Origin of the sequence: Pseudomonas karstica, from assembly GCF_009707515.1 — a bacterium.
GTDB lineage: Bacteria > Pseudomonadota > Gammaproteobacteria > Pseudomonadales > Pseudomonadaceae > Aquipseudomonas > Aquipseudomonas karstica.
Map to the genome: position 1 here is coordinate 35,292 of NZ_WLYI01000014.1, position 12,466 is coordinate 47,757.

The window sequence follows — 12,466 nt, forward strand, 5'->3', positions numbered from 1 at the left end:
CGCATGACTCAAGCCCTGCGCGATGGCGACGCGGAGCGTCACGGGATGCATTCCCACACGGAGCGTGGGAACGATCTTCACGTGGTGGCCGCTGGCACCTCGTGAAGATCCAATACCCGAGCAAGGTTTCGCTGTTAAAATTGGGTAATACGGTGACCAGCATCACTTGCAGATGATGGGTGGCAGCTGTGCGCGGGCCTGCAAGACCGAGTCACCAGAAAACCTCGGTAGACCCGAAGGTCTCCCGCACACAACCACCATAAATGGCGACCATGAAAAAGCACTGCCATGATAAAGGCGCTTATCTATCACTGGTGAGGTTTCGGCGGGCTTGCAGTCCCGGTCGCTGAATTGGCAACGACTGGCGAAGGTTAGTGGCACGAGTTCCGAGGGACAACCTGAAAGATTTGTCGGAAATCTCCGAGAACTGAAGATATCGCAGACAACAAAAAACCCGCTGACCATCCAGGCCCAGCGGGTTTCTTGCTTTCACAGTTGCCGAATCAAATATCCGCCAACTGCCACACCTCATAAGCCGGTGTCTCGTAGGGGTGGCTCAGCTTCAACGCAGCCACTACGGCGACGATCAACTCATCCGCCACCACCAACTCAACCTTCCACTCTTCAACCACTTCAACTTGGCCCACCTGCCCGATAAACGGCTGGCTGCCGTCCAACGCGCGGAATTGGCCCTGGCCCAGCACTTGCCAGGCGCAGCTGTCGTAGTCGCCGATGCGCCCGCCGCCGGCTTCGAAGACAGCGGCTTTCACTGTCTCTACATGGCTGTCGGGCACAAAGAAGGCAAGCTTGTACACCACCGCCTTAGTTCACCCAAACGCGAGCATTACGGAACATGCGCATCCACGCGCCATCTTCGTTCCACTCTTCCGGGCGCCAGGAGTTCTGCACGGCACGGAATACCCGCTCAGGGTGCGGCATCATGATGGTGACGCGACCGTCACGGCTGGTCAGCCCCGTGATCCCCCGCGGCGAACCGTTCGGGTTGGCCGGGTAGCTCTCGGTAACCTTGCCGTGGTTGTCGACGAAACGCAGGGCCACGGTGCCGGACAGGTCGGCTTCCAACAGCGCTTCTTCGTTGGCGAACTCGGCATGGCCTTCACCGTGGGCGATGGCGATCGGCATGCGCGAACCCGCCATGCCTTGCAGGAAGATCGAGTTGGATTCCTGCACTTGAACCATCGCAACGCGGGCTTCGAACTGCTCGGAACGGTTGCGCACAAAGTGCGGCCAGAACTCGCTGCCCGGGATCAGTTCGCTGAGGTTGGACATCATCTGGCAACCGTTGCACACACCGAGGGTGAAGCTGTCGTTGCGCTCGAAGAAGCCCTGGAATGCGTCACGGGCACGGCTGTTGAACAGGGCCGACTTGGCCCAGCCTTCACCGGCACCCAGCACGTCACCATAGGAGAAGCCGCCGCAAGCTACCAGGCCCTTGAACTCGTTGAGGTCGACGCGACCGGCGAGGATGTCGCTCATGTGCACGTCGATCGCATTGAAGCCGGCGCGGTCAAAGGCGGCCGCCATTTCCACCTGGCCGTTGACGCCCTGCTCACGCAGTACGGCAACCTGTGGGCGGATACCTTTCTTGATGTAGGGCGCAGTAATGTCCTGGTTGACGTCAAAGCTGAGCTTGGTGCTCAGGCCCGGATTGTCTTCTTCCAGGATTACGTCGAACTCCTGCTCGGCGCAGTCGACGTTGTCCCGCAGGCGCTGGATCTGGTAGCTGGTTTCAGCCCACTGGCGCTGCAGCAGACGGCGTTGACCTTCAAACACGGTTTCGCCGTTGAAGACGATGTTGATCTGGCCGTTGTTGATCGGCTGGCCGACCACCGCTACGCAGTCGCCCAGGCCCGCGGCGCTGAACTGTGCCAGCACGTCCGGGGTTGCGTCCTGGCGAACCTGGATCACTGCACCCAACTCTTCGTTGAACAGAATGGCGGCGATATCCGCAGATGTTTCCGCCAAACCGTCGAGGTTCAGGTTCAGGCCACAGTGACCGGCGAAGGCCATCTCGACCACGCTGGTCAGCAGACCACCGTCGGAACGGTCGTGGTAAGCCAGCAGGTGACCGTCGGCGTTAAGGCCTTGGATCACGGCGAAGAACGCCTTGAGGTCTTCGGCGTCATCGACGTCCGGTGCCTGCTTGCCGAGCTTGCCATGCACCTGGGCGAGAATCGATGCACCCATGCGGTTCTGGCCACGACCGAGGTCGATCAGGATCAGGTCGGTGGTGCCCTTGTCCATGCGCAGTTGTGGAGTCAGGGTCTGGCGGATGTCGGTGACCGGTGCGAAACCGGTGACGATCAGCGACAGCGGCGAAGTGACGCTCTTGTCCACGCCTTCATCGTTCCAGCGGGTGGCCATGGACATGGAGTCCTTGCCCACCGGAATGGTGATACCCAACTCAGGGCACAGCTCCATGCCGACCGCTTTTACGGTGTCGTACAGGCGCGCATCTTCGCCCGGGTGACCGGCAGCGGACATCCAGTTGGCCGACAGCTTGATGTCGGAGATCTTGCCGATCCGCGAAGCCGCGATGTTGGTCAGGGTTTCACCAATAGCCATGCGGCCCGACGCCGGGGCGTCCAGCAGGGCCAGCGGCGTACGCTCGCCCATGGCCATGGCTTCACCGGTATAGACGTCGAAGCTGGTGGCGGTAACGGCAACGTCAGCCACCGGAACCTGCCACGGGCCAACCATCTGGTCACGGGCAACCAGGCCAGTGATGGTGCGGTCGCCGATGGTGATCAAAAAGCTTTTGCTGGCAACGGCCGGGTGGTGCAGGACGCGCTCCACACTATCGGCAATGGCCAGGGTAGAGGGGTCGAAATCGTCGCCCAGTTCGTTTTCACGGACCGCCGAACGGTGCATGCGCGGGGCCTTGCCCAGCAGCACTTCCAGCGGCATGTCCACCGGGCTGTTGCCGAAGTGGCTATCCGTAACAGTGAGCTGCGGTTCGGCTGTGGCTTCGCCGACAACGGCAAACGGGCAGCGCTCGCGCTCGCAGATCGCCTGGAAGCGTTCGAAGTCCGCAGGACCGACCGCCATCACGTAGCGTTCCTGGGATTCGTTGCTCCAGATTTCGTGCGGGGCCATGCCCGGCTCGTCGTTTGGAATGTTGCGCAGTTCGAAGCGGCCGCCACGGTCGCCATCGTTGACCAGTTCCGGGAAGGCATTGGACAAACCGCCGGCGCCGACGTCGTGGATGAAGCTGATTGGGTTTTTGTCACCCAACTGCCAGCAACGGTCGATCACTTCCTGGCAGCGGCGTTCCATCTCAGGGTTTTCGCGCTGTACGGAAGCAAAGTCCAGGTCTGCCGAGCTGGTGCCGGTGGCCATGGAGGAAGCGGCGCCGCCACCCAGGCCAATCAGCATGGCCGGGCCGCCGAGGACGATCAGCTTGGAACCAACGAGGATTTCGCCTTTCTGCACGTGTTCGGCGCGGATGTTGCCCATGCCACCGGCCAGCATGATCGGCTTGTGGTAACCACGCACTTCATCACCGCGCGGGGTGGTGATGGACTGTTCGAAAGTACGGAAATAGCCGGTCAGGGCCGGACGGCCGAACTCGTTGTTGAACGCGGCGCCGCCCAGCGGGCCTTCGATCATGATGTCCAGCGCAGTGACGATGCGCTCAGGCTTGCCGTACGGCACTTCCCACGGCTGTTCGAAACCCGGGATCTGCAGGTTGGACACGGTAAAACCGGTCAGGCCGGCTTTCGGCTTGGCGCCGCGACCGGTGGCACCTTCGTCGCGGATCTCACCGCCGGAACCGGTGGCTGCGCCCGGGAATGGGGCAATCGCGGTCGGGTGGTTGTGCGTCTCGACTTTCATCAGGATGTGCACCGGCTCCTGCACCGCGCCGTACTGGCGGGTTTCTGGGTCCGGGAAGAAACGGCCGGCAACGCTGCCGACGATTACCGAGGCGTTGTCCTTGTAAGCCGACAGAACGCCTTCGCTGTGCATCACGTAGGTGTTCTTGATCATGCCGAACAGGCTTTTTTCCTGGCTCTGGCCATCGATGTCCCAACTGGCGTTGAAGATCTTGTGACGGCAGTGCTCGGAGTTGGCCTGGGCGAACATCATCAGTTCGATGTCGTGGGGGTTACGCGCAAGACCGATGAAAGCGTTGACCAGGTAGTCAATCTCATCTTCGGCCAGGGCCAGGCCCAGTTCGGTATTGGCTGTCTCCAGGGCGGCGCGACCGCCACCGAGCACGTCAATGGCCGTCAACGGCTTGGGCTCGGCGTGGCTGAACAGACCGGCGGCCTGCTCCAACTGGCTGACGATGATCTGGGTCATGCGGTCATGCAGGCTGCTGGCAATCAGCTCGGCCTCGGCCTCGCTGAACTGGCCCGCAACGTAGAAGGCAATTCCGCGTTCCAGGCGCTGGATTTTTTCCAGGCCGCAGTTACGGGCGATATCGCTGGCCTTGCTCGACCAGGGCGAGATGGTGCCGAACCGTGGCAGGACCAGGAACAAGCGGCCGGCAGGCTCTTGGACTGGAACGCTGGGACCGTACTTCAGAAGGCGCGCCAGCACTTGCTGTTCGTCGGCGGACAAAACGCCGTTAACGTCGGCGAAGTGAGCAAATTCGGCATATAAGCCACTGACAGCCGGGACTTTCTGGCTCAGTTGCTCAAGGAGTTTGCTGTGGCGAAAGGCAGAAAGGGCAGGAGCGCCGCGCAGGATCAACATCTTCGGGACAGCCTCGGGAAGGGGTGTGCTTTGAGGCCGTGCATTCTAGCGTAAACCGCCGCCAACGGCACCCGAAACGGCACCGGTGGCCGCTGCCAGACGTCAGGTGGCATAAATTGCATGGTGTCAGAGGGCCATGCAGGGCATTCCCGGCAGTTATTTTAACCGTCACAATAGCTCGCCAGGCCCCGTTTTTGCGGCCTGCAGCACAGTTTCAAGGGCACTAGCAGACAAGACCCGTGCTGTCGAGATATGGCGCCGAGGGCCGTTTGCGTATACTGCGCAGATGTTTTCCCCAACTGCTTTGCGCCCGCGATGCGCCAAATGGCTCATCGCCACCGGACTTTTCCTGATGCTCAGCGCCTGTGTTGATAAACCCAGCACGCTCGAGCGAATCAAGGAGGATGGCGTATTGCGGGTGATTACCCGAAACAGTCCGGCCACCTATTTCCAGGACCGCAACGGTGAAACCGGTTTCGAATACGAACTGGTCAAGCGCTTTGCCGAAGACCTGGGGGTTACGCTTAAAATCGAGACCGCCGATAACCTCGACGACCTGTTCACCCGGCTGGGCAAACCCAATGGCCCGGTACTGGCCGCCGCGGGCCTGGTCAGCAGCGAGCAGCGTCGCCAGCAGGTGCGTTTCTCCCACCCGTATCTGGAAGTCACTCCGCAGATCATCTACCGCAACGGCCAGTCCCGCCCCACCACGGCGGCGAACCTGGCAGGCAAGTCGATCATGGTGCTCAAGGGCAGCACCCACGCCGAACAGCTGGCGGCACTGAAAAAGCAATTTCCCGCCATTGAATACGAAGAGTCCGACGCAATTGAGGTGGTCGACCTGCTGCGCATGGTCGACGAAGGGCAAATCGACCTGACCCTGGTGGACTCCAACGAAGTGGCGATGAACCAGGTCTACTTCCCCAACGTGCGGGTCGCCTTTGACCTGGGAGATGCCAGCAACCAGAGCTGGGCCGTGGCGCCAGGTGAAGACAATAGCCTGCTCAACGAGGTCAACAGCTACCTGGACAAGGTAGAAAAGAACGGCACCTTGCAGCGCCTGAAAGATCGCTATTACGGACACGTCGATGTACTCGGCTATGTTGGCGCCTATACCTTCGCCCAGCACTTGCAACAACGCCTGCCCAAGTACGAAAAGCACTTCAAGGCCTACGCCAAGATAGAAAAAGTCGATTGGCGATTGTTGGCGGCCATTGGTTATCAGGAGTCTCTGTGGCAACCGACGGTCACCTCCAAGACCGGCGTGCGCGGCCTGATGATGCTGACCCAGAACACCGCCCAGGCTATGGGTGTGTCAAACCGCCTGGATGCCAGGCAAAGCATCATGGGCGGCGCCAAATACCTGGCCATGATCAAGAGCGAATTGGACGACAAGATTCAGGAACCCGACCGTACCTGGTTTGCCCTCGCCGCCTATAACGTGGGCGGCGGTCACCTGGATGACGCACGCAAACTCGCCAGCAAAGAAGGCCTGAACCCAAACAAGTGGCTGGATGTGAAAAAGATGCTGCCGCGCCTGTCGCAGAAACAGTGGTACAGCAAGACCCGCTACGGTTATGCCCGGGGCGGTGAGCCCGTGCATTTCGTGGCGAACATCCGGCGCTATTACGACATCCTGACGTGGGTGACACAGCCGCAACTGGAGGGTAACCAGGTGGTGGAAGGTAACCTGCATGTGCCGGGAGTGGACAAGACCAAACCGGCACAAGAGACTCCACAACCCTGATCGTTCCCACGCTCTGCGTGGAAATGATCGATTATAGGCCGGTGATCAGGTGTACGATCCCACCCGCCAATACCATCACCGCCGGCACACCCGCCGCCTTCAGCGCCACCTCATCCAACCGCCCCGCATCCTGCAGTTGCACCCGCACTCGGGTCAGCGCCACGCGCTGTTGCGATTTGAGATTGTCTGCGCCACCCAATGCATTCAGCACACCTGGCGCCAACGGCGCTTCACCCACGGCGGCCGTCAGCGTTGTTTCAACAACCAGGTCCGGGGTCAGGGCTTTCCAGAACGCCTGCTGCAATTTCTCGAACATGCTCAGTTCTCCACAACCAAAGAGGTTTCGACAGTAGCCGCGTGATACAGGCGCAGGGCTTCACGTACCTGTGTGGCCTCTTCCAGGCCCAATACCTGATGGGCGATCAACCGGCAGTCCGCCCAGTCCAGTTCACGCACCGTGGCCTTGATGGTCGGAATCAACGGCACGCTGACCGACAACTCATCCACCCCCAGCCCGATCAACATCGGCACCGCCAGCACCTCAGAGGCCAGTGCGCCGCAGACACCCACCCACTTGCCATGAGCATGGGCTGCCTTGACGGTGCTGGCGATCAGGCGCAACACGGCCGGGTGAAAGCTGTCGGCCTGGCCGGCCAGGCGCGGGTGATCACGGTCCATGGCCAGGGTGTATTGGGTCAGGTCGTTGGTACCGATGGAGAAGAAGTCCACCTCTGGTGCAAACAGATCCGCCATCAATGCGGCAGATGGCACCTCAATCATGATCCCAAGTTTCGGCATTTGCGTAAGCCCCAGGGCTTGCACTTCCTCTTCGAGCATCTTGCGCGCCAGGCGCAACTCCGACAGCCGGCTGACCATCGGCAACATGATATGCAGCCGCGCCAGGCCGGCGCTGGCGAGGATCGCCCGGAACTGCTCACGCAACAACTCGGGACGCTCCAGGCATAGGCGAATCCCGCGCAGCCCGAGGAATGGGTTGGTCTCGCTGTCCATCGGCACATAGGCCAATGGTTTGTCGCCACCAACGTCCAGGGTGCGCACCACCAGGTTGCGCTCAGGTCCCAATGCGCGGGCGATGGCATTGTAGGTACCGGCCTGCTCTTCGGGGCTTGGCGCACGGTTACGGCCCAGGTAGAGAAATTCCGAACGCAACAGACCAACGCCCTCGCCGCCCATAGACAGTGACTGTTCGACCTCTTGCAGCGAGGCAACGTTGGCGGTCACATCCACGTGATGACCGTCGCGCGTGGTGGCGGACAATGAGGCCTGCTCCATTTCTCGCTGACGGCGCAACATCTGCTGTTGACGGGTAGCTTGCAGTTGCTGGACCTCGGCCGGGTTCGGGTCCAGATGCAACTCGCCCTTGTCGGCATCCAACAGCACCTGGCTGCCGTTGGCCAGGCTCAAGACTTGCGCCGGCGCACCGCAAATCGCAGGCAGGCCCAAGGCGCGAGCGAGAATCGCCACATGGCTGGTTGCACCGCCACCCACCGTGACAAAACCCAGCACTTTGCAGGCATCGAGGCTGGCAGTTTGCGAGGGGGTAAGTTGTTCGGCAATCAGGATCGCCTGTTCCGGCAAATCCCAGGCACTGTCCGCGATCCCGAGGATCAGTTTCAGTACCCGTTGGCCGACATCCGTCAGGTCTGCAGCGCGCTCGGCCAGCAGCGCATTGCCCAACCCCTGGAACAGCGTGGCGGTGGCAACCGTGGCGCTGTTCCAGGCGAACGCAGCGCTTTTGCCTTGGGCCAGCAACGCGTAGGCCTGCTCCAGCAACGTAGGGTCTTCAAGCAACTCTTGATGGGCACGGAAGATCTCCACCTGAGCGCTGTTGCCGGCCTTGGCCTGCAAGGCTTGCAGGGCTTCGGCTGCCTGCAACAGGCCACGATCCAGCACGAGGCGTTCGATGGTTTCACCAGCGCCCGACTCAGTGATGTTCCATTGCGGCTCAGCCACCTGGGCCACTTGGCCAAATGCCGAACCGGGCGAAGCACACACGCCTCGCAACAAGGTCGTCGATGAAACCGGTACGACCGGCTCGACGAGTTCGACCGGCTTGGCCACCGTTTCCCCGCAACCTTCTGCCAGCAACGCCACCAACGCCTTGATGGCCGCTTCAGCATCGCTTCCCGCCGCACTCACTTGCAAGACATCGCCCTGCACCGTCTGCAACGCCATGATCGCCACCAGCGACTTGGCGTTGGCGCTATGGGTCTGCTTGTGCAAACAAATGCTCGCCTTGAAGCCTTTCGCCGCCTGGGCAAAGACCGCCGCCGGGCGAGCATGCAGGCCGTTGACGTTAGGCAGCGTCAAGGGCTTGGAAAACACTGCATCGCCTTCTTCTTGCACCACCTCATTTGCAGCGGCCCCAGGCATCACCTGCAACAGCGCTTGCCCCACGTCGATCAATCCAGTCGCCGGTGCCAGCAGTACAAACGGCTCGCCGCTGACCACCAGCATCAGGGTCAACAAGCTACGGGCATTCAGGGCGACGAAATCGGCATCGAATTCGATCAGCGGCTGGCCGGCCTCCACCCGCTGGCCTTCCTCGACCAACCGAGTGAAACCCTTGCCGGCCAGGTTCACGGTGTCCAGGCCAATATGCATCAGCACCTGGATGCCATTATCGCCAGTGACACTCACCGCATGGCCGCTGTCCTGAATATTGCTGATCACCCCGGCCAGGGGCGCGCAGAGGGTCTGTGAAGTCGGATCGATGCACAGGCCATCGCCAATCAGGCGGCTTGAGAATACCGGGTCCGGCACCTGTTCCAGGGGTAGCAGCACCCCAGCCAGGGGCGCCAGCAGTTCCAGGGGTTGAGTTGTGGTCATGACTTCACCTGCTGTTTTGTTCTTCAAGAATCATTGAACGGAGGTACATTACGGCCTGACGAAGCACTCATGTAGGAGCTTGCTTGCGAAAAGCTCAAGAGCGCTGCGTTCACCAACAGACCCGCTTTATCGTTGACGATCTTCGCGAGCAAGCTCGCTCCTACAGGGAGCGATTACTTCCACCAATATTCGACTTGTACCCCGAAATTGGAGCCATGCCGTGCGCTGCCGTAGGAACCTGCGTCGGACAAAGCCGAGCCCGCCGCCAACAAATTCGCCGCACGCTTGGCTGCTTCGTTCCAGGTCGCATAGGTGTAGTACAAACGTACTTCCGGTCGCGCCCAGAAATCCGGGCCTTTAGGCGACCAGGTCGGGGCGAAGGTAAACTTGCTCAGCTTGCGCGTTCCGCCAGTGGCGTCGACCTGATCGTGGCCAAGCTCGGCGACCAGTTTGAACTGCTCGGTGAGGGCATAAGCTGGACGTACACCGATGGACATCCAGGTCTGGTCCTGGCTGCCGGGGCGAATGTCCTTCTGGTACACCGCTTCGACCTGGCCGCCAAAACGCGGCGTCACTTGCCAGTCGAAAAACTCTACGGCGCGGTAGCTTTTGCTGCTGTTGTCCAGCGCGGTATTACCGGTGTAGCCGAGGCCCGTGCCCGGTCCTTCACCGTACTGCAGGGCGAACTTGTTCTTGCCGCCAAGGAAAGGCGTCTGCACGTGTTGAGCGGTGAGCGCCCAGCCGCTGTTGGCTTCGCGACCGCCAGCTTTTTCGATATAGCTCAAGCCCAACTCCAACTCGCCGCCAGGGTTGGTCTTGAAGCCGGCCACGTTAAAGTCGTGACGGGTGGCGTATTCCTTCTGGTACAGGTTGTCTTTGCGGGAAAGGGCGTAGCTGTATTTCAGGCCACCAATCAGCACATCTTCGATACCGCCGCCCGTGGCGCTCTGATTCCAGTAGTAGAAGTCGGAAATATGGATGTCATTACGTTTGTAGTAACGCCGGCCGGCCCACAGCGAGCCTCCGTTGAGGCTGGGCAGGTTCGACCACTGGGCGTACATCTGCGGCATGCGCGCCGTACCGTTGTTCTCCCCCTGGAACTTCAACTCGCGGTCGTACTTGTTGTACAGCGATGCCATGGCATCGACGCTGAGCACCGAACCGTCATCGAAGGTCAACAGGTCTTGGCGCAACTCCAGCTCGGCGTATTGTTCGCATTCATTACCCAGGCGGTATTTCGATTGCGCCCCCGGCAGTTGGAAACACTGTTGCGGACCGTTGCCCGTCGAAGTCCCCGCGCCGCTACGCAAGTAACCGCCAAACTCCAAGGCCTGGGACGCAAACGGCCAACCTAGACAAGACGCAACGAGGCCCAACTTTATTGTTGTTTTCATGAAACGCTCCGATATTTTTATTATGTTTTTTGCTCATCTTTTTGTACCGCTGTAGCCGCTGCCGAGGCGCAGCCGGCTACAGGTTTTTCTTCAGTCCTTGAGGTGCAGCACGAACGATTCATAAGGGCGCAGAGAAACCGTGCCCGTACGCATCGGGCAGTCGGGGTAGTTACTGATCAGCAGGCGTTGTTCGGTCGCCTCGCCGATCACCTCGCGGGGCAGTTGGACCTGGCACGGCGCGGCGTAGAAATTGTTCAGCACCAACAGACGCTCGCCCTGCCCTTCGCGCAGGTACGCCCAGACCTGGGTGTGATCAGCCAGCAATGGGCGGTACACACCTTCCTGGATCAGCGGCTCATGCCGGCGCAAGGCGATCAAGGCACGGTAGTGATGCAGTACCGATTCAGGGTCATCGAGTTGGCGTTCGACGTTGATCTGCGCCGCATTCGCCGGGATGCCGATCCACGGTTCGCCACGACTGAAACCAGCGTTAGCGTCGGTATTCCATTGCATCGGTGTGCGGCCGTTGTCCCGGGACTTCTGCATGATCGCGGCCATGCTTTGGGCCTCGGACTCGCCGGCATCGCGCTTGAGGCGATAGATGTTCAAGGTCTCGACATCACGGTACTGCTCGATTCTGTCGAAGCCCGGATTGGTCATGCCCAGCTCTTCGCCCTGATAGACAAAAGGCGTGCCTTGCAGGAAGTGCAGCGCCGTGGCGAGCATCTTGGCCGAGGCCACGCGGTGCTCACCGTCGTCGCCAAAACGCGAGACCACCCGCGGCTGATCGTGGTTACACCAGAACAACGCGTTCCAGCCACCACCGGCCTGCATGCCCAGTTGCCAGTCGGAAAAAATCTGCTTGAGTTGCAAGAAGTCGAAGTCCGCCCGAATCCACTTTTGCAGGTTCGGGTAATCGACTTTCAGATGATGAAAGTTGAAGGTCATCGACAGTTCTTTCGACTCAGGCCGCGAGTAGCGAATGCAATGTTCCAGGCTGGTGGACGACATCTCGCCGACGTTGATCAGGTCGTGGCCATCAAACACTTCTCGGTGCATTTCCTGCAGATATTCGTGCACGTTCGGGCCATCGGTGTAGAAGCGTCGGCCGTCGCTGCTGTCTTGCGGGAAGTCCGCCGGTTTGGAGATCAGGTTGATCACATCCAGGCGGAAGCCGCCAACGCCCTTGTCACGCCAGAAACACATCAACTTGAACACTTCGGCGCGGACCTGGGGGTTGTCCCAGTTGAGGTCGGCCTGGGTGTGGTCGAACAGGTGCAGGAAGTACTGGCCGGTTTGTGCTTCGTACTCCCAGGCCGAACCGCCGAACTTGGACTCCCAGTTATTTGGCTGGTCGCGCCAGATGTAGAAGTCGCGGTAAGGGTTATCGAGGCTGCTGCGGGCCTGCTGGAACCATTCGTGCTCGATGGAGGTGTGGTTGACCACTATGTCGAGCATCAGCTTGATCCCGCGCTTGGCGGCTTCGCTGATCAGCAGATCGCAATCGGCCATGGTCCCGTAGCTGGGGTCGATGGCGTAGTAGTCGCTGATGTCGTAACCGTTGTCGCGCTGGGGCGAACGCAGGAACGGGGTGATCCAGAGGCAATCGACCCCCAGCCATTTCAGGTAATCGAGTTTGTCTACAACACCCAGCAGGTCACCGGTGGCGTTACCCGCGTGGCTGTGGAAGCTTTTTGGGTAGATCTGGTAGATCACCGAGTGTTGCCAGCCTTGCATGGTGGGCTCCTTCAATTTG

The 12,466-nt window shown here is 60.4% G+C and carries 7 protein-coding genes; 1 reads left to right on the forward strand and 6 read right to left on the reverse strand.

Translation table 11 applies throughout. The features are described from left to right. Positions 1-503: 503 nt before the first annotated feature. Both GIR22_RS11880 and purL read right to left on the reverse strand, forming a co-directional pair. Complete coding sequence (locus GIR22_RS11880; protein WP_178122215.1) at positions 504-815, reverse strand: YqfO family protein; 312 nt, start codon at positions 813-815, stop codon at positions 504-506. 7 nt (positions 816-822) lie between these two features. Continuing rightward, positions 823-4,719 carry a phosphoribosylformylglycinamidine synthase gene (gene purL / locus GIR22_RS11885; RefSeq protein ID WP_154743515.1) on the reverse strand — a complete coding sequence of 1,299 codons (3,897 nt, stop codon included), beginning with the start codon at positions 4,717-4,719 and terminating at the stop codon, positions 823-825. 286 nt (positions 4,720-5,005) lie between these two features. On the opposite strand from purL, the gene mltF reads away from it, so the two are divergent. Further along, positions 5,006-6,466 carry a membrane-bound lytic murein transglycosylase MltF gene (mltF, locus tag GIR22_RS11890; RefSeq protein WP_154743516.1) on the forward strand — a complete coding sequence of 487 codons (1,461 nt, stop codon included), beginning with the start codon at positions 5,006-5,008 and terminating at the stop codon, positions 6,464-6,466. 31 nt (positions 6,467-6,497) lie between these two features. Here the strand turns inward: mltF and GIR22_RS11895 are convergent, their stop codons facing one another. The 4 genes from GIR22_RS11895 to treC form a co-directional block, all read right to left on the reverse strand. Next, complete coding sequence (locus GIR22_RS11895; RefSeq protein WP_154743517.1) at positions 6,498-6,782, reverse strand: PTS sugar transporter subunit IIB; 285 nt, start codon at positions 6,780-6,782, stop codon at positions 6,498-6,500. Positions 6,783-6,784: 2 nt separating this feature from the next. Continuing rightward, on the reverse strand, positions 6,785-9,316 hold the full coding sequence (gene ptsP / locus GIR22_RS11900) for a phosphoenolpyruvate--protein phosphotransferase (RefSeq protein ID WP_154743518.1): 2,532 nt from the start codon (positions 9,314-9,316) through the stop codon (positions 6,785-6,787). Positions 9,317-9,489: 173 nt separating this feature from the next. Beyond that, complete coding sequence (locus GIR22_RS11905) at positions 9,490-10,710, reverse strand: maltoporin (RefSeq protein ID WP_154743519.1); 1,221 nt, start codon at positions 10,708-10,710, stop codon at positions 9,490-9,492. A 90-nt stretch (positions 10,711-10,800) separates the two neighbouring features. Further along, entirely contained in the window at positions 10,801-12,447 is a 1,647-nt protein-coding gene (treC, locus tag GIR22_RS11910) for an alpha,alpha-phosphotrehalase (RefSeq protein WP_154743520.1), read from the reverse strand. Positions 12,448-12,466 lie beyond the last annotated feature (19 nt).